19 protein-coding genes and 1 riboswitch are annotated in these 18,967 nt (G+C 45.7%); of the genes, 17 read left to right on the forward strand and 2 right to left on the reverse strand.

Translation table 11 applies throughout. The features are described 5' to 3' along the window. From SLH55_RS21990 to purD, 16 genes are all read left to right on the forward strand, one after another. Positions 1-224 (forward strand): hypothetical protein (locus tag SLH55_RS21990; protein ID WP_320324474.1); only part of this gene is annotated, 224 nt, incomplete at its 5' end. Between the two features lie 742 nt (positions 225-966). Beyond that, positions 967-1,617, forward strand: coding sequence for a peroxiredoxin-like family protein (locus SLH55_RS21995; RefSeq protein ID WP_320324475.1), 651 nt, complete (start codon positions 967-969; stop codon positions 1,615-1,617). A 258-nt stretch (positions 1,618-1,875) separates the two neighbouring features. After that, on the forward strand, positions 1,876-2,406 hold the full coding sequence (locus SLH55_RS22000) for a DUF5698 domain-containing protein (RefSeq protein ID WP_264185888.1): 531 nt from the start codon (positions 1,876-1,878) through the stop codon (positions 2,404-2,406). After that, positions 2,403-2,603 (forward strand): NETI motif-containing protein, encoded by a 201-nt coding sequence (locus SLH55_RS22005; protein WP_219168054.1) that lies wholly within the window; start codon positions 2,403-2,405, stop codon positions 2,601-2,603. The genes SLH55_RS22000 and SLH55_RS22005 overlap by 4 nt, the downstream gene beginning before the upstream one ends. Positions 2,604-2,690: 87 nt before the next feature. Further along, positions 2,691-2,792, forward strand: a riboswitch (purine riboswitch). Positions 2,793-2,953: 161 nt separating this feature from the next. Further along, positions 2,954-3,433: a 5-(carboxyamino)imidazole ribonucleotide mutase gene (gene purE / locus SLH55_RS22010; RefSeq protein WP_219168053.1), complete on the forward strand. Its 480-nt coding sequence runs from the start codon at positions 2,954-2,956 to the stop codon at positions 3,431-3,433. Beyond that, positions 3,420-4,580 carry a 5-(carboxyamino)imidazole ribonucleotide synthase gene (gene purK, locus SLH55_RS22015; RefSeq protein WP_320324476.1) on the forward strand — a complete coding sequence of 387 codons (1,161 nt, stop codon included), beginning with the start codon at positions 3,420-3,422 and terminating at the stop codon, positions 4,578-4,580. Before purE ends, purK begins: the two co-directional genes overlap by 14 nt. Continuing rightward, the gene (gene purB / locus SLH55_RS22020; RefSeq protein ID WP_219168051.1) at positions 4,577-5,872 is read left to right on the forward strand and encodes an adenylosuccinate lyase; all 1,296 of its coding nucleotides are present in this window, start codon (positions 4,577-4,579) and stop codon (positions 5,870-5,872) included. Before purK ends, purB begins: the two co-directional genes overlap by 4 nt. Before the next feature lie 107 nt (positions 5,873-5,979). Continuing rightward, the gene (gene purC, locus SLH55_RS22025; protein ID WP_219168050.1) at positions 5,980-6,705 is read left to right on the forward strand and encodes a phosphoribosylaminoimidazolesuccinocarboxamide synthase; all 726 of its coding nucleotides are present in this window, start codon (positions 5,980-5,982) and stop codon (positions 6,703-6,705) included. Next, positions 6,693-6,947, forward strand: coding sequence for a phosphoribosylformylglycinamidine synthase subunit PurS (gene purS / locus SLH55_RS22030; protein WP_034760827.1), 255 nt, complete (start codon positions 6,693-6,695; stop codon positions 6,945-6,947). The genes purC and purS overlap by 13 nt, the downstream gene beginning before the upstream one ends. Next, on the forward strand, positions 6,944-7,630 hold the full coding sequence (gene purQ / locus SLH55_RS22035; RefSeq protein WP_320324477.1) for a phosphoribosylformylglycinamidine synthase subunit PurQ: 687 nt from the start codon (positions 6,944-6,946) through the stop codon (positions 7,628-7,630). The genes purS and purQ overlap by 4 nt, the downstream gene beginning before the upstream one ends. Next, positions 7,614-9,848 carry a phosphoribosylformylglycinamidine synthase subunit PurL gene (gene purL / locus SLH55_RS22040; protein WP_320324478.1) on the forward strand — a complete coding sequence of 745 codons (2,235 nt, stop codon included), beginning with the start codon at positions 7,614-7,616 and terminating at the stop codon, positions 9,846-9,848. The genes purQ and purL overlap by 17 nt, the downstream gene beginning before the upstream one ends. Further along, the gene (gene purF, locus SLH55_RS22045; protein ID WP_219168047.1) at positions 9,824-11,245 is read left to right on the forward strand and encodes an amidophosphoribosyltransferase; all 1,422 of its coding nucleotides are present in this window, start codon (positions 9,824-9,826) and stop codon (positions 11,243-11,245) included. Before purL ends, purF begins: the two co-directional genes overlap by 25 nt. Positions 11,246-11,256: 11 nt before the next feature. Further along, positions 11,257-12,285 carry a phosphoribosylformylglycinamidine cyclo-ligase gene (gene purM / locus SLH55_RS22050; RefSeq protein ID WP_320324479.1) on the forward strand — a complete coding sequence of 343 codons (1,029 nt, stop codon included), beginning with the start codon at positions 11,257-11,259 and terminating at the stop codon, positions 12,283-12,285. Between the two features lie 36 nt (positions 12,286-12,321). Then, positions 12,322-12,897: a phosphoribosylglycinamide formyltransferase gene (gene purN / locus SLH55_RS22055; protein WP_320324480.1), complete on the forward strand. Its 576-nt coding sequence runs from the start codon at positions 12,322-12,324 to the stop codon at positions 12,895-12,897. Between the two features lie 427 nt (positions 12,898-13,324). After that, positions 13,325-14,860: a bifunctional phosphoribosylaminoimidazolecarboxamide formyltransferase/IMP cyclohydrolase gene (gene purH, locus SLH55_RS22060; RefSeq protein WP_219168045.1), complete on the forward strand. Its 1,536-nt coding sequence runs from the start codon at positions 13,325-13,327 to the stop codon at positions 14,858-14,860. 234 nt (positions 14,861-15,094) lie between these two features. Next, positions 15,095-16,369, forward strand: a complete 1,275-nt coding sequence (purD, locus tag SLH55_RS22065; protein ID WP_320324481.1) for a phosphoribosylamine--glycine ligase — start codon at positions 15,095-15,097, stop codon at positions 16,367-16,369. On the opposite strand, the gene SLH55_RS23295 is transcribed toward purD, so the two are convergent. Further along, on the reverse strand, positions 16,347-16,460 hold the full coding sequence (locus tag SLH55_RS23295) for an EYxxD motif small membrane protein (protein WP_324295670.1): 114 nt from the start codon (positions 16,458-16,460) through the stop codon (positions 16,347-16,349). The two genes, purD and SLH55_RS23295, sit on opposite strands and share 23 nt — an antisense overlap. Before the next feature lie 157 nt (positions 16,461-16,617). Beyond that, positions 16,618-17,085: a DUF2892 domain-containing protein gene (locus tag SLH55_RS22070; RefSeq protein ID WP_320324482.1), complete on the reverse strand. Its 468-nt coding sequence runs from the start codon at positions 17,083-17,085 to the stop codon at positions 16,618-16,620. Positions 17,086-17,210: 125 nt separating this feature from the next. On the opposite strand from SLH55_RS22070, the gene SLH55_RS22075 reads away from it, so the two are divergent. Beyond that, positions 17,211-18,950, forward strand: a complete 1,740-nt coding sequence (locus SLH55_RS22075; RefSeq protein ID WP_320324483.1) for an adenine deaminase C-terminal domain-containing protein — start codon at positions 17,211-17,213, stop codon at positions 18,948-18,950. Positions 18,951-18,967: the final 17 nt, after the last annotated feature.

Consider the following 18,967-nt stretch of genomic DNA (forward strand, 5'->3'; position numbering starts at 1 on the left):
CAGCGCCGATGGTAGTTGGGGGATCTCCCCCTGTGAGAGTAGGACGTCGCCAGGCAAATAGATTAAAGAGTAGCTCATTGGGAGTTGCTCTTTTTTTGTTTAAAAATGTTTCTAAGTTAAAGACGAAACTACGGCCTGTTGCAGAATATGGACTTATTTGGATGAGAAGTGTGATGCCCCTTTTCAACATAAAGAAAATTCGACATCTTGGCATGATTATCTGATATCTCGCATGATAAATCACAATAGGGCCTTTAAAAAAAGAATTCCCGTACGATAATCAGGAATTCGGCATGATTTCATTCATATCCCGCACGATTCTTTTTCAGAAGCAATCTAACCAGAAGCACCAGGCGCCATCTAGGACGACTATACTCATCCAAACCCTCAATTCTTCTAAAAGCGGAGTGGAGCCAGGAAAATGGTCAATACACTATCATTTATATCAGTGAAATACACAAATAAATTAGCCGCTCACTATTAATAGAATATGGTTGATTTAATAATGATTGACCAAGTGGACGAAAGGTACTAATTGGAAAAATACGCATAAAACAAAAAAATGAAGCAATTATCTCTGGAAATGACGCAATAAATAAAAAAATGACGCGATCAAGCCTAAAAATGACGCAATTCTTCCAACACAACTGGCCTTTTCTATAAATATAGTCGCCCTTCCTGCCAATCTCTTCCCTCCATCCAAGACTTTCATCCAAAATGGCCTCAAATGTAACAAATCTAAAAGAAAAATAGACTCATTTTATAAAAACAGAATAGCAATCTAGCAATTATACAATATTACGTCTCATGGTAATGAAATTTGTTCAATGATTCACAACCATATCCATATCTAAATCCATACCCAAACCCACCGCACCAATCAAACCCACTCCCGAAGCACATCCCTTTCCTCCTCACCCCCAACCCCTATATACTAAACCCAAACCCCAAAAGGAGGTCATCTAAATGACAACAACAAACATGCGCGAACAATACAACGAATACATCGCTAAATTCAAAGAGAAAACCCCTCAGGAAACGCAGAACAAAATGACAGAAGCCATCACAGAGCTCGAGAACTCAGAAGAAGGCAAAGGTCTCCGCGTAGGAGACAAAGCACCAGACTTCACATTACCCGATGCTTCAGGCAAAGAGGTGAAACTAAGTGAGATCCTAGGCCAAGGCCCAGTCATCCTGACGTTCTACCGTGGCGGTTGGTGCCCATATTGCAACATGGAGCTACGTGCCTACCAACAGCTGATGGAAGACATCAAAGCCACTGGCGCCGAACTTGTAGCAATCAGTCCACAAACGCCAGATGCTTCCCTTTCGACTAAGGAAAAAAATGAGCTCGATTACTTTGTGCTGAGTGATGAAGGTAATCAAGTGGCTGATGAATACAAGCTTGTTTACAAACTGCCTCCTTACCTCGTAGACATCTATAAGGAAAAGGGGCTCGATCTTGAGAAAGCGAACGACAGTGATTCCTGGACGCTTCCTGTTTCAGCGACGTATATCATCCAGCAGGATGGAACGATCGCATACGAATATACGAAAGCCGATTACAAAGATCGTGTAGAACCTTCTGAAGTGGTTGAGAAGTTAAAAACTCTTTAAGTTTTGAAACGCAAGACGGCTTTATGGCTGCTTTTAATAAGCGGCCATAAAGCTTTTTTTGTTTTAACTCTTCCAAAATAGGAAAGACAATAAGTAGAACTTTTAATTTTCTAGAAATTGTCATCTAATATTCACTTATAATTCTTCCTGAAGTGGTTCATATTCTCGATTTTTTCTAGTAAAATAGGAACTTAATTTGAGCATACTACAGGTAGTAGTGAAGAGAGGAGCATCCAGGTGTTAGAGAACAGTGTGATGATGGTCATCATTATTTTATTGATTAATATCGTGTATGTATCATTTTTTACGATAAGAATGATTCTGACGTTGAAGGGGTATCGTTATTTTGCGGCATTTGTGAGTACGTTTGAGGTGGTCATTTATGTTGTGGGTCTTGGGCTTGTGTTGGACAATCTGAATGAGATCCAGAACTTGATTGCGTATGCAGTCGGATATGGTATTGGTGTCATTGTCGGAATGAAGATCGAGGAGAAGCTTGCTCTTGGTTATATTACGGTGAATGTGATTACGAAGGAGTATGATAAGGCGCTTCCGAATGAGCTTCGTGCCCGTGGGTACGGGGTGACGAACTGGGAGGCGAATGGTCTTGAGGGGAACCGGATGGCCCTGCAGATCCTGACGCCCCGGAAGTATGAGATGAAGCTGTATGATACAATTAAGGAGCTTGATCCGAAAGCATTTATCATTGCCTATGAACCGAAAGCGATTCACGGCGGGTTCTGGGTGAAGACGGTGCGAAATATACGTAAAGGAAAATTAAAAGAATGAGTAAAAAGAAGTTATTATTCGAAGTGCAGGAAAATGAGAGTATTGCAGATTGCCTTGATCGTATGAAGGAAATGGGCTATATGCCGGTCAGGCGGATGGAAAAGCCGGTTTTTGAAGAACAGAAAGAAGGAAATAAAACGGAGTATGTCCCTATAAGGCAGACAATTGTCTTTGAAGGGAAGAGGATTGAGGAGTGAAGCGCTTCAAATCCGAACATTAATTTTCAGACTTTTATTATCGTTCGATTATTCGTTGACAGGGTCTTCATATCACGTTATGATGGAGACAAATAAACCGAATACCCTCATATAATAATGGGAATATGGCCCATGAGTCTCTACCTGACTACCGTAAATGGTCGGACTATGAGGGAAAGTAGATGTCTGGATGCAGATCTCATGGTGTGGACCTTACCCTGATCGATAGGACCATTCTCTGTAAAATACCCAGATCAATTGCTTTCTCTCAAGTAAAGTAGAGAACAATTGATCTGGGTATTTTTTGTTAGCGGGGATTCGGTAGACTACGGGAGGTGCCTGTCACCATTATGATTTCAGTGATCATGGGAAGTACATCGGACTGGGAAACAATGAAGCATGCGTGTGAGGTATTGGAGGAGCTTGAGGTTCCGTTTGAGAAACAGGTGGTATCGGCTCACAGGACACCTGATTATATGTTTGAATTTGCAGAAGGTGCAAGAGCCCGCGGAGTGAAAGTGATCATAGCAGGTGCAGGAGGAGCTGCCCATTTACCGGGAATGGTGGCAGCGAAAACCACATTGCCTGTGATCGGGGTTCCGGTACAATCGAAGGCATTGAATGGAATGGATTCACTGTTATCGATCGTGCAAATGCCTGGCGGAGTCCCCGTTGCGACGGTAGCAATCGGGAAAGCAGGAGCAACCAATGCCGGACTCCTTGCCGCACAGATCCTTTCAGTTGAAGATCAAGAATTGGCTGAGACGCTTGAAATTAGAAGGAACGCACTAAGGGAAAAAGTGATGGAAAGCAGTGATGACCTTGAATAAGAAGACGATTTTACCAGGACAGATGATCGGGATCATTGGAGGCGGACAGCTTGGCAGGATGATGGCTCTGGATGCGAAAGCAAGAGGATTTCGAGTGGCTGTATTGGATCCTTCACCGGACTCACCATGTGCACAGGTGGCAGATCTTGTGATCACGGCAGGCTTTGATCAGTATGACGCTTTGTACAGGCTGGCGGAAGAATGTGATGTGATTACATATGAATTCGAAAATATTGATTATGAAGCTCTGAAATGGTTGTCTGAGCGTGCCTATTTACCTCAAGGTGCAGAGCTGATCCGTATTACTCAGGACCGCATCATGGAAAAGGAAGCCCTTACGTTTGCAGGGGTGGAAGTGGCACCTTATGCTGTGATTAAACAACAGAGGGACATCTATGATAATATAGAAAAGCTTGGCTATCCAGTAGTATTAAAAACAGCAAGAGGTGGTTATGACGGGAAGGGACAATATGTGATCAGGGAAGCGGTCGAGATAGAAGAAGCGGCTGCTTTATTGGAGAATGGCCCATGCGTGCTGGAGAAATGGATTCCTTTTGAAAAAGAGCTATCCGTGATCATGACGCGAAACCCCGATGGACAACAGACGAACTTTCCGGTAGTGGAAAACATTCATGTTGATAATATCCTTCATGAAACCATTGCACCAGCGAGGGTAAGTGAAGAAACAGCAGGTAAAGCGATCGAGATGGCAAAGAGAATCAGTGAGACGCTTGACCTTGTCGGGACGCTTGCGATTGAAATGTTTCTGACAGCAGACGGAGATATCTACATCAATGAACTGGCTCCAAGGCCTCATAATTCAGGTCACTACTCAATCGAAGCATGTGATTTCTCTCAATTCGCCCAGCATATCAAAGCTGTTTGCAACTGGCCGCTTGTTCAACCGACCTTATTAAAGGACGCTGTGATGGTTAATCTATTAGGAGAGCATATCGAGCCTATTATGAAGGCTGTTCCAAAGCACCCTGACTGGTTTATTCATCTGTACGGTAAGGATGTACCGAAGCCGAAACGCAAGATGGGGCATGTCACCCTATTATCCAACGATATCGAAGAGACATTGTCGAACATAAATGAAGCAGGGATTTGGAAGGTGCAAGAAAAGATCGGAGGACGACTGATATGATAGAACGTTATACACGCCCTGAAATGGGAGCAATTTGGACAGAGGAAAATCGTTTTCAAGCTTGGCTTGAAGTAGAAATCCTGGCTTGTGAAGCTTGGGCTGAAATAGGGGACATTCCGAAAGAGGATGTTGCAAAGATCCGTGAGAACGCTGGATTCAATGTTGATCGCATTAAAGAAATCGAAGAAGAAACGCGTCACGATGTAGTAGCCTTCACACGAGCGGTTTCTGAAACGCTTGGGGAAGAAAGAAAATGGGTTCATTACGGACTGACATCAACAGACGTTGTGGACACCGCCCTTTCGTATCAATTAAAGCAGGCGAACGAGATCATTCTTAAAGACTTGGAACGCTTCGTAGAAATCTTAAAGAACAAGGCGATCGAGCATAAGCATACGGTCATGATGGGACGTACGCACGGTGTTCACGCTGAGCCTACAACGTTCGGTTTGAAGCTTGCCCTGTGGTATGAAGAGATGAAGCGTAACGTAGAACGATTCAAAGCGGCTGCTGATGGAGTGGAATTTGGTAAGATCTCAGGAGCGGTTGGAACGTATGCGAATATCGATCCTTTTGTTGAGTCTTACGTGTGTGAAAAGCTTGGTATCAAGCCTGCGCCGGTTTCTACACAAACACTTCAGCGTGATCGCCATGCTCATTACATGGGGACACTTGCCCTGATTGCGACGTCTATCGAGAAGTTCGCCGTTGAGGTCCGTGGTCTTCAGAAGAGTGAAACACGTGAAGTGGAAGAGTTCTTCGCAAAGGGTCAAAAAGGATCGTCAGCGATGCCACATAAGCGTAACCCAATCGGTTCTGAGAACATGACGGGAATGGCACGCGTGATCAGAGGATACATGATGACAGCGTATGAAAATGTGCCGCTATGGCATGAGCGTGATATCTCTCACTCATCCGCAGAGCGTGTAATCCTGCCGGATGCGACGATCGCCCTTAATTATATGCTGAACCGTTTCGGCAATATTATCAAGAATCTAACGGTCTTCCCTGAGAATATGCAGCGCAATATGGATCGTACACTTGGCTTGATCTACTCGCAACGTGTCCTTCTCGCTCTTATCGATAAAGGTATGACCCGTGAGGAAGCGTATGATACGGTTCAACCGAAAGCAATGGAAGCGTGGGAGAAGCAAGTGGCCTTCCGTTCACTTATCGAGGAGGATGAAACCATCACGTCCAAGCTGTCGCCGGCTGACATTGATGACTGCTTCGATTACAACTATCACTTAAAACATGTGGATACAATCTTTGAACGTTGCGGCTTGGTATAAGTCCTACTGACAAATGAATAAGGCAGGGGTTTTTAACGGAATCCCTTCCTTTTTTTATGAAAATATAGACTGAAGATTGGCAATTTTCAACGAACAGGGGGATTCATATGGAAAAAGGAACGCTTTTATATGAAGGAAAAGCTAAGCAGATCTTCGAAACGAACGATGAAGAAGTTGTTTGGATTCAGTATAAGAATTCTGCCACTGCTTTCAATGGGGAGAAGAAAGCGGATATCGATGGCAAAGGGGTTTTAAATAATAAGATTTCAAGCTTGCTATTTTCGAAGCTTGCTGAAAAAGGGATACAGAGTCACTTTATTAAACAGATTTCAGAGGATGAGCAACTGGTCAAACGTGTAAGGATCATTCCACTTGAAGTCGTGGTTCGGAATGTGATTGCAGGAAGTCTGTCAAAACGGCTTGGAAAAGAAGAGGGGACACCCCTTCAAAAGCCGATCATCGAATTTTACTATAAAGACGATGATTTGGGAGATCCACTGATCACCGATGATCATATTGATTTCCTGGAGATCGCGTCACGGGAAGAACGTGCCGAGATCAGAGAGATGGCACTCGGAGTGAATGAAGTCCTTCAAGGGATTTTCAAGGAAGCGGGAGTCACGCTTGTCGATTTCAAATTGGAGTTTGGTAAAGACCGTCATGGAGCGATTCTATTAGGGGATGAAATCTCACCAGACACATGCCGATTATGGGATGCAGAAACGAACCAGAAGCTTGATAAAGATGTTTTCAGAAGAGATATTGGCAGTTTAACAGAAGTATACTCAATCATTTTAGAACGCTTAGGAGGAAACAAACTATGTACAAAGTAAAGGTTTATATCACATTAAGAGAAAGTGTATTAGATCCTCAAGGAAGTGTTGTGAAACAGGCGCTGCATTCAATGGAATTCAAAAGTGTTGAAGATGTGCGCGTAGGGAAGTATATGGAGTTGACTCTTCCATCATCAGTTGAAAACGTGGAAGCGACGGTTGAAGAGATGTGTCATCGATTACTTGCCAACCCAGTCATCGAGGATTACCGATATGAAATCGAGGAGAGTGTCGCTCAATGAAGTTTGCAGTAATTGTATTCCCAGGCTCTAACTGTGACATCGATATGTACCATGCGATCAAGGATGAAATCGGTGAAGAAGTGGACTACGTTTGGCACGATGCTGATAATCTGGAAAACTATGATGCGATTCTATTACCAGGAGGATTCTCGTACGGGGATTACCTTCGTTCAGGGGCAATTGCCCGTTTCTCGAACGTGATGAAAGAGGTCGTGAAGGCGGCAGAGCAAGGAAAGCCGGTTCTTGGTGTGTGCAACGGATTTCAGGTTCTACTTGAAACAGGACTACTGCCAGGGGCCATGCGCCGGAATGACAGCTTGAAATTCATTTGTAAAACCGTGCCGTTAACCGTTGAGAATAATGAAACGATGTTCACGAATGGTTATGAGAAAAATGATGTGATTCAAATTCCGATTGCACATGGCGAAGGAAATTACTTCTGTGATGAAGAAACCATGAACACACTGAAGGAAAACAATCAAATTGTCTTCACGTATACGGATGAAAACCCGAACGGAAGCGTGGAAAATATTGCAGGAATCACCAATAAAGCAGGAAATGTCCTTGGAATGATGCCTCATCCGGAACGCGCCATGGACACTTTACTAGGTAGTGAAGACGGGAAGAAACTATTTCAATCGATTGTGAAACACTGGAGGGAAAAACATGTCGTTAATGCTTGAACCAACTTCAACACAAGTGAAAGAAGAGCAGCTTTATCGTGAGATGGGTTTAACAGACGAAGAATTTTCAATGGTGGAAAACATCCTCGGAAGAACGCCGAACTACACAGAGACCGGTCTTTTCTCTGTTATGTGGTCAGAGCATTGCAGCTATAAAAATTCGAAGCCTGTACTGATGAAGTTCCCAACGACAGGTGAACGCGTTCTTCAAGGGCCTGGAGAAGGAGCTGGGATTGTTGATATTGGCGATGATCAAGCAGTGGTGTTCAAAATCGAGAGTCACAATCATCCGTCAGCCATCGAGCCTTATCAAGGAGCGGCAACGGGTGTCGGGGGTATTATACGAGACGTATTCTCGATGGGGGCAAGACCTGTCGCACTCCTCAACTCTTTACGCTTTGGAGAGTTGGATTCTCCTCGTGTTCAGTATCTATTTAAAGAAGTCGTAGCGGGTATCGCGGGATACGGTAACTGTATCGGGATCCCGACGGTCGGCGGGGAAGTTCAATTTGATGCTTCCTACGAAGGAAATCCCCTTGTAAACGCCATGTGTGTCGGGTTGATCGACCATAAGGATATTAAGAAGGGGCAGGCACACGGTGTCGGCAATACCGTTATGTACGTCGGGGCGAAAACAGGTCGTGACGGCATTCACGGAGCCACCTTTGCATCTGAGGAATTAAATGAAGGATCAGAAGAGAAGCGCCCGGCGGTTCAAGTAGGAGATCCATTCATGGAAAAATTACTTCTTGAAGCATGTCTGGAGCTTGTTCAGAACGATGCCCTTGTCGGCATTCAGGATATGGGAGCGGCTGGTCTGACAAGTTCATCAGCGGAGATGGCAAGTAAAGCGGGCTCCGGGATTGAAATGGACCTTGATCTTGTACCACAGCGTGAAAGGGGCATGACGGCGTATGAAATGATGCTGTCAGAATCTCAGGAACGTATGTTGATCGTGGTGGAAAAGGGTCGTGAACAGGAAATCGTTGATCTTTTTTCAAAATATGATTTAGAAGCGGTTTCCATCGGGAAGGTAACAGATGATAAACGCCTTCGACTTCTTCACAAAGGTGAAGTTGTCGCAGATGTGCCGGTCGATGCACTGGCTGAAGAGGCGCCTGTTTATCACAAGCCTTCTCAAGAAGCGGCTTACTATAAAGAATTTCAAGCAATGGAAACGCCTGCTCCAAAGGTGGAAGATTATAAAGAAACGCTTAAGGCATTGTTACAGCAGCCAACGATCGCAAGTAAGGAATGGGTATATGATCAATATGATCATCAGGTGAGAACGAGTACGGTTGTCAGTCCTGGTTCTGATGCAGCGGTCGTACGTGTACGCGGTACGAGAAAAGCACTTGCCATGACAACGGATTGTAATTCCCGTTACTTGTACCTGGATCCCGAGGTCGGAGGAAAGATCGCTGTAGCAGAAGCGGCCCGTAACATTGTGTGTTCAGGAGCGATCCCACTTGCAATTACAGACTGCTTAAACTTCGGAAATCCGGAGAAACCGGAAATCTTCTGGCAGATCGAGAAGTCGGTTGACGGGATGAGTGAAGCTTGTCGTGAGCTGTCGACTCCAGTCATCGGGGGAAATGTGTCCTTATACAATGAATCAATGGGGACGGCGGTTTATCCAACACCTGTAGTGGGGATGGTCGGCCTGATTGAGGACATCGATCATATTACGACTCAAAGCTTCAAGGAAGCCGGAGATTCTATTTATGTCATCGGTGAAACCCGTGAAGAATTTGGCGGAAGCGAGCTTCAAAAACTGACGGAAGGAAAAATCTTCGGTCAGGCACCTACGATTGATTTGCAGACAGAGCTTCGCCGCCAAATGCAGCTGTTAGAAGCGATTCAAAAAGGTCTAGTGGCATCTGCACATGATATCGCTGAAGGTGGGTTCGCCGTTGCTCTTGCAGAATCGACTTTTGGAACAAAAGGATTGGGAGCAAACGTTATGGTTTCTGGAGATCATTCTGTGGCTGACCTTTTCAGTGAAACTCAATCGAGATTCATCGTATCAGTTAAAGCGGAACACAAGACTGAGTTTGAGAAATTGGTTCCAGAAGCGAAAGTCATTGGTAATGTAAGTGATCTTGGAGCAATCAAGGTGACATCAGAAAATGGAGACGTCATTTTACATGCATCTGTAGAAGAATTGGAGTCAGCTTGGAAAGGAGCGATCCCATGCCTGCTGAAATCAAGGGTTTAAACGAAGAATGTGGCGTATTCGGGATCTGGGGACATCCCAATGCCGCACAAATTACGTATTACGGACTTCATAGTCTGCAGCATAGAGGTCAAGAGGGAACGGGAATTGTCGTTTCTGACGGTGATACGTTACGTTGCTTAAAAGGGGAAGGCCTCGTAACGGAAGTGTTCCAGGAAGGGACGATCGAGAAGCTTGAGGGGGATTCGGCCATTGGTCACGTGCGCTATGCGACGGCTGGAGGTGGAGGTTACGAGAATGTTCAGCCTCTTCTCTTCAATTCCCAGAGCGGAAGTCTTGCTCTTGCCCATAACGGGAATCTCGTCAATGCGAACGCCTTGAAGCATCAGCTTGAAGGTCAGGGGAGTATTTTTCAAACGAGCTCGGATACAGAAGTGCTGGCTCACTTAATCAAAAGAAGCGGGTACTTTAATCTGAAAGATCGCGTGAAAAACGCGCTGACGATGTTGAAAGGCGCATATGCGTTTGTCGTCATGACAGAAACAGAGATGATGGTGGCGCTTGATCCACACGGTCTTCGTCCATTATCTCTCGGTAAGCTTGGGGATGCTTACTGTGTTGCGTCAGAGACATGTGCCTTTGATATCGTTGGAGCTGAATTTGTACGTGATATAGAGCCAGGGGAGCTTGTGATCATCAATGATGAGGGATTGACCTCAGAACGGTTTAGTTTTTCAGGCGGGAATGCGATGTGTACGATGGAATACGTATACTTCTCAAGACCGGACAGCAATATCCAGGGAATCAACGTACATTCCGCGAGAAAGCGGATGGGGATGGAACTGGCGAATGAAGCACCAATCGAAGCGGACGTTGTAACGGGTGTTCCGGATTCCAGCATTTCAAGTGCCATCGGCTATGCGGAAGCTTCAGGGATCCCGTATGAAATGGGATTGATCAAGAATCGTTACGTAGGTCGCACATTCATTCAGCCTTCTCAATCTCTTCGCGAGCAGGGTGTTAAGATGAAGCTTTCTCCTGTAAGGGGAGTGGTTGAAGGCAAGCGCGTCGTTATGGTCGACGATTCCATCGTCCGGGGAACGACGTCGAAGCGGATCGTCACCATGCTGAAGGAAGCGGGAGCGAAGGAAGTGCATGTGTGCATCAGCTCACCGCCGATCAAGAACCCTTGCTTCTATGGCATTGATACTTCGACTCATGAAGAACTGATCGCCTCTTCCAACTCAGTGGAGGAAATGCGTCAGATCATCGGAGCGGACTCCCTGACATTCTTGAGTCCGGAAGGCGTGATCAAAGCCATCGGCCGTGAGGATTCATCCGAAAACCGCGGGCAATGCATGGCTTGCTTTACAGGAAAGTATCCTACTGAGATCTACCCGGATACACTTCATCCACATGAAAAAGAGTTAGTGAAATAGGGGGAATCATGATGGCAAATGCGTATCGTCAGGCAGGAGTAGATATCGAAGCAGGATACGAATCCGTCGACCGGATCAAAAAGCATGTAAAACGAACGGCCCGTGAAGGTGTTCTCGGCCAGCTGGGCAGCTTTGGAGGAATGTTCGATTTATCTTCCTTGAACTTGAGTGAACCGGTTCTCGTCTCTGGTACAGATGGAGTTGGAACGAAGCTGAAGCTTGCCTTCATGGCAGACAAACACGATACGATCGGGATCGATTGTGTGGCCATGTGTGTGAATGACATTGTCGTTCAAGGAGCGGAACCACTGTATTTCTTAGACTATATAGCGACCGGGAAAGCTCTCCCGGAGAAGATAGAAGGTATTGTAAAAGGAATTGCGGACGGATGTGAAACAGCGGGCTGTGCACTGATCGGCGGAGAAACTGCCGAGATGCCGGGTATGTATTCAGATGAAGAATATGATATCGCCGGCTTCGCTGTAGGTGCCAGTGAAAAAAAAGAGATCATCACAGGCGAACAAATTTCTGAAGGAAATGTGTTAGTCGGACTGGGGTCCAGTGGTATACACAGTAATGGGTACTCCTTGGTGAGGAAAGTATTCTTCGAAGATCAGTCGTTTTCTTTGGAAGAATCACTCCCTGAAATCGGGACCACATTAGGTGAGGCCCTGCTTACACCGACAAAAATTTATGTGAAGCCGGTATTAGCGGCGCTTAAACAATTCTCTATTAAGGGGATGTCCCATATTACGGGCGGAGGTTTCATCGAGAATATCCCGCGGATGCTGCCTGATGGGTTGCAAGCAGAGATAAAGGAAGGCAGCTGGGATATTCCAAGCATTTTCCCTGCCCTTGAGCATTATGGCGACATTCCGCGTAGTGAAATGTACAACATTTTCAACATGGGGATTGGATTTGTGTTAGCTGTAGAGGAAGACCAAGCAGAAGACATTCTTCGATTCTTCAATGAACAGGGAGAAGACGCCTTTATCATTGGACGCGTTTCGAAAGGAACAGGGGTTAGCTTTGTTCGTTGAGAATAAGGATGAGCATGTCAATAACGGGGGCGAGTCATGAGACAGATTGCCATTTTTGCATCAGGAAGCGGAAGTAATTTTCAAGCACTAGTAGACGCTGTACAAAGCGGAACCCTGAAAGCGAATATCAGGCTTCTTGTATGTGATCAGCCGGGCGCGTTTGTCATTCACCGCGCCCAAACTGCAGGAATCCCGACCTTCGTCTTTCGGGCAAAGGACTATGAGAACAAGCAGGCTTTTGAACAGGAAATCCTAAATGAGCTTGCTCATTTGGGTGTTGATTTTATTGTATTAGCAGGGTATATGAGATTGATCGGTCCAACTCTTCTCGAAAGCTTTGGTGGGAGGATCGTGAATATCCATCCGTCACTCCTTCCTTCTTTTCCAGGGAAGGATGCCATCGGACAAGCCATCGAAGGCGGGGTGAAAATCACCGGTGTCACGGTTCACTTCGTAGACGCAGGCATGGACACAGGTGAAATCATCGCACAGGAGATTGTCCGTGTCACCACAGGCGAAACCAGGCAGTCGCTGCAGGATAAAATCCAGCATGTCGAACACCACCTATACCCAAACACCCTGAACCACCTCTTCCTCACCACGGGTCACTAAACCCGGTGGGAGAGGTTGGTTCTCGGTTGCTTTATCTTAGTAGTGTGGTAAAGTGATGAGGGACGGACCTTGGATTTGGGCAGGGTATGTGTAGAGATGCGGTATGAATTGGTGTGTAGCAGGGGTGTGATTGGGAGTAGAGGTTGGGAGTTGTACAAGTTTGTTCGAAAATGGCACGAGGTCGGGTGAAAGTGGCACAAGTTTGTCCGTAAGTGGCACGAGTTCGCCTTAAAGTGGTACAAGTTCACTCCAAAACGGCATAACAGCTACCAAACTGCCTATCAAAACACCATCAGATCAGGTGAAAAATCAAAACTACTAACCACCACCCAAACACTTTTACACCATAAAACCCTCAAATCCATCTCCAATTCAACAACATAATGAAATAAAATCAGCATTACAACAGGCAGAGGAGGATCAGACATTGAAAAAGAGAGCATTGATCAGTGTTTCAGATAAAAGCGGAGTCATCGAATTTGCGAAGGAATTAAAGACATTAGGGTATGAGATCATCTCGACTGGCGGGACGAAGAAGCTTCTTTTAGAAAATGATGTAGAGGTCATGGGAGTGGAAGAAGTAACCGGGTTTCCAGAAATTCTTGAAGGGCGCGTAAAGACCCTGCACCCTAACATCCATGGTGGATTACTCGCAAAACGCGGCGAAGAAAGTCATCGCAAGCAGCTTCAGGAACAAGGGATCGAAGGAATCGACCTCGTTTGTGTCAACCTTTATCCGTTCCAACAAACGATTGCAAAGCCGAATGTCGGTGTAGAAGAAGCGATTGAGAACATCGATATCGGCGGACCGACGATGCTGCGTGCGGCTGCGAAAAATCATCAATATGTGACGGTCGTTGTTGACTCATTGGACTACGATGATGTGATTGCCGAGTTAAAGCTTCAAGGTGAATTACCTCTTGAAAAACGCCGTAAATTGGCTGCAAAAGTATTCCGCCATACAGCTGCTTACGATGCGTTTATTGCTGAATACATGACAGACGTTTCAGGTGAAGAGAATCCTGAGCGCTTTACAAGAACGTATGAATTGAAGCAGACGCTCCGTTATGGGGAGAATCCACATCAGCAGGCTTCATTCTACCGCGCGCCACTTGGATCTGAATTTTCAGTGGCGATGGCTCGACAGCTGCACGGAAAGGAGCTTTCGTATAATAATATCAACGATGCGAATGCGGCCCTGCAAATCGTAAAAGAATTCACGGAACCGGCGGCTGTTGCAGTGAAGCATATGAATCCATGTGGTGTCGGTGTGGGATCGACAATCAATGAAGCATTCTCGAAAGCCTATGAAGCGGATTCCACTTCCATCTTCGGTGGGATCGTTGCCCTGAATCGTATAGTGGATGAGGAAACAGCTAGACAGCTTCATGAAATCTTCCTTGAGATCGTCATAGCTCCAGCATTCAGTGATGAAGCATTTGAAATCCTTTCAGGCAAGAAGAACATCCGATTACTGACGGTCCCATTTGAATCCACGAACAAAATCGAGCGTAAGTTAACAACGGTTGAAGGTGGATTATTAGTTCAGGCTGATGACACGTTCACCCTTGATGATGCAGACCTCCGGGTCGTGACAAAGCGTGAACCGACAGAAGCGGAATGGGACAGCATGAAACTTGGCTGGAAAGTCGTGAAGCATGTGAAGTCCAATGCGATCGTTGTGACAAATGCTCAAATGACCGTTGGAGTCGGAGCAGGTCAGATGAACCGCGTAGGCGCCGCCAACATTGCACTTGAGCAGGCAGGAGTGAAAGCCAAAGGAGCCGCCATGGCGTCCGATGCGTTCTTCCCGATGGATGACACCGTAGAAGCTGCTGCCAAAGCAGGCATCACCGCCATCATCCAACCCGGAGGCTCCATCCGTGACGAAGACTCCATCAAAAAAGCAGACCAATACGGCATCACCATGGTCATGACCGGTATCCGCCACTTCAAACATTAATGGGAGGGACGGACCTCAAGTTTTGACTATGTTCGAATGCGATAAACGGCAAAAGCCTTATAGGTAAAGGATTTACAAGGGAGCTTAGCCGGTTCGGGAGAAGATATATGAGGAACGGACCTTCATTCCGATTCTCCTTTAAGTGAGAATCCTGTCCAATCAATCCATTTCACAACTAAACCTCTCCTCATCTGCACAACAGGAGAGGTTTTCTTTAAAGGGGGCTTTCTCAAGATGAAAGTATTAGTGATCGGCCGTGGTGGTCGCGAGCATGCTATATGCAAGAAATTAGCGGAAAGTGAAAGTGTGACAGAAGTGTTCTGTGCACCGGGGAATGCCGGCATCGCTGGCGTTGCGACAAATCTTCCCTACGCTGAATCCGACGTAAGTGAACTCATTGAATTTGCCAAAACAGAGGACATTGCGTATACGTTTGTAGGTCCAGAGAATCCTTTGCTGGATGGGATCGTCAACCGTTTCCAGGAGGAAGGACTGCACATATTCGGTCCTACGCAGGAAGCGGCGATCATTGAAGGAAGTAAATCTTTCTCGAAAGAGTTAATGAAGAAGTACGCCATTCCTACTGCTGCGTATGAAGTATTCACAAGCGTAGAGCAGGCGATTGAATACGTGAAGGAAGTCGGCGCACCAATCGTCGTAAAGGCAGATGGTCTGGCGGCGGGTAAGGGCGTCGTAGTGGCTGAAACAGAGGAAGAGGCCATCAGCGCATTAGAAGAAATGCTCCTGAATGAGAAATTCGGGGATGCCTCATCAAAAGTCGTTGTCGAAGAATGCTTATTTGGGGAAGAGTTTTCACTCATGGCTTTCGTAAATGGTGAGTCGGTTTATCCAATGGTCATCGCACAGGATCATAAGCGTGCCTTCGATGGTGATCAAGGTCCGAATACAGGCGGGATGGGGGCTTATTCCCCGGTACCTCATATTTCAGACGAAGTTGTGCAAGAAGCGATTTCAACTGTGCTTCACCCGACGGCAAAAGCGATGGTCCAGGAGAATCGTTCGTTTACTGGGATATTGTATGCCGGCCTGATGCTGACAAACGAGGGTCCCAAAGTAATCGAATTCAACGCCCGATTCGGAGATCCGGAAACGCAGGTTGTACTGCCGCGTCTGGCGTCTGATTTCGGTCTTGTAGTGAAAGACATCATTGATGGAAAACCGGTAGAATTGGCCTGGTCTGATGATGCAGTACTAGGGGTCGTTCTGGCAGCAGAAGGATATCCGGGTGAATACGGAAAAGGCATTCCGCTTCCTGATCTTGAAAGCGTACTTGATCATAAGACGCTGGTTTATCATGCAGGAACTGAATTAACAGAAGATGGTTCCCTTGTCTCAAATGGTGGAAGAGTGCTATTGGTCGCTTCCTCTGCGTCGACTGTAGAAAAAGCACAGTCCGAAGTGTACAAGGAATTAGGAAAGGCAGACTTCAAAGGCTTGTTCTATAGAAGAGATATCGGCCGGAAAGCTATCGAACACGTCTCTTCCTAGATTTGCGGACATACACATAAGCGATGGCAACGATTCCGCCGATAAGCGAAAACAGGACATACGACATATCCGTTAAATATTCCCAAAACATAACAAACAGCTCCTTTTTATCAATAGAGATACAAGATTGCCGAGGAATGTCCAACAGAGAGGGACGGACCTCGGCAATCTTGCTATTTCGCGGGTGCATAGTCAATAGAAATCCCGACGTTACGGCGTTTTAAGGGTCTACCAAGACTTCTGGAACCTTAAGAATGAAGGTCCGTCCCTCCAGGATTACCCCCATTTGAACCGCCTAGTGCTTCTTGGACTTCTTGGTTGGTGAGTTCTTCTGGGTTGAAGTTGGCTTCTTTTTTGGTGTTTTTCATTGGGTCTTGTTGGTGTTCGTTTGTTTGTTGGTGCTGGTGTCCGTGTTCAGTGTGATCTTTCTTGTCGGATTTCAGCATGTCTTTGAAGTTCATCATATCCTTCGCTTTAAAACCGCCGAAGCCGCCGTTTCCATTCCCGCCGTCTCCGCTTTTTTCAAACAGGGCAGTGACAGGACAATAGCGAAGAATCCCTTCCCCTACTTTCATGGCACCGATTACTGCCATGACGAGATAGGAATCTCTCCAAGGGCGTCGTGCAAGCTTTGACGTACTCCAGGCAAGGATTGTAAAACCAACCGTGATGCGAATCAATGCATTGATAATCCCGATATTCGATGATACTTTCATTTGTAAATTCCTCCTTAATCGAAAATTCACATAATTGTTGTAAACCTTTAATGCGTTAAATAGTAAAATATGTTAACATAAAATGAAACTTACACTAATACCATTCCACTAGAGGAGTGTTCACTTTGGAGCAGCGCTACAGATGGAAGAACAAACAACTGCGAGAACATGTACAAGTACTGAACGGAGAGTTGTCTCCCAGTCTTCTTTTAAAGAATGCAACATACCTTCACTCGACTTTGAAGAAGTGGGTGCAGGGCCATATTTGGGTTTACGGTGACCGTATTGTCTATACCGGCGACCAACTCCCGGAAAATCTTGAGCAATGTGAAATCGTGGACTGCGGGTCACAGTACCTCGTCCCTGGATATATAGAACCGCATGTACATCCGTTTCAGCTTTATAATCCCCAATCTTTTTCCAAGTATGCATCCCAAACCGGTACAACGACATTCGTAAATGATAACCTTATGATGTTTTTACAATTGGAAAAAAAGAAAGCGTTTACTTTATTGAAGGAATTTAACAAAATGCCGGTGACGATGTACTGGTGGACACGCTTTGATTCTCAAACCGAAATGATGAATGAAGAGGTCACTTTCTCCAATGGGGAAGTGAAATCATGGCTCGAACATGACTCCGTATTACAAGGCGGCGAATTGACTGCGTGGCCTAGACTTCTGGAGGGGGATGACTTGATCCTTCACTGGATGCAGGAAGCCAAACGGATGGGGAAAATTGTCGAAGGACATCTCCCTGGGGCATCTGACAAAACGATCGCCAAACTGGGCTTATTAGGTATCGATGGCGACCATGAAGCGATGACGGGAGAGGACGTTTACAAACGTCTGATCCAAGGGCTGACCGTCACTCTGCGTCATTCCTCGATCCGGCCTGATTTACCGGTCCTGTTAGATGGGCTAAACGAAAAAGGCATAGATTCCTATGACTCACTGTTGTTCACGACGGATGGATCGACTCCTGGATTCTATGAAAAAGGTGTACTGGATTTCATGATCAAAATGGCGATCGATAAAGGCATCCCGCCTATCGAAGCGTATAATATGGCGAGTTACAACGTTGCCAATTATTACAATATCACCCATCTGCATGGGATGATTGCGACAGGCAGAGTGGCAAATATCAACTTCCTTTCGTCAAAAGATGATCCGACGCCACTTTCAGTGCTATCAAAGGGAACCTGGGTTCGTAAAAACGGCGAACAGATGGAGGACCACACAGAAATCAATTGGGGAGAAAACGGATTTACCCCATTAAATCTGGATTGGGAAGTAGGGTATGACGACCTGCAATTCTCCATGCCGTTTGGAATCGAAATGGTAAATGATGTTATCACCAAACCATATTCCATCTCGATCAATCCGTCAGAAGAATTACTCGATCCCGATCATGATCAATCATTTCTCATGCTCTTGGACCGGAATGGCAAGTGGAGAATCAGCACCATGATTAAAGGCTTCGCGAGAGGAGTCATGGGCTTTGCGTCTTCTTATTCCAATACAGGGGACATTATCCTGATCGGAAAAAGCAAAGCTGATATGATAGCAGCTTTCAATCGTATGAAGGAAATCGGAGGAGGGATCGCCCTTGCAGAAAATGGTGAAATCCTGCACGACATTCCCCTTCCTTTAAGCGGATTGCTCTCAATGAAAGAGATGCCTGAACTGATAGAAGAGGAAAAAACACTAAAAGGATTATTAAAAGAGAGAGGCTATTGCTTCTCGGATCCAATCTATACATTACTGTTTCTTCAGTCCACTCATCTCCCTTATATCCGGATGACACAAAAGGGAATCTATGATGTAATGAAGAAAACGGTACTCTTTCCAACAATAATGCGTTAAAATAGTAAAGTAAATAG

This window comes from Rossellomorea sp. YZS02, assembly GCF_033963925.1.
GTDB lineage: Bacteria > Bacillota > Bacilli > Bacillales > Bacillaceae_B > Rossellomorea.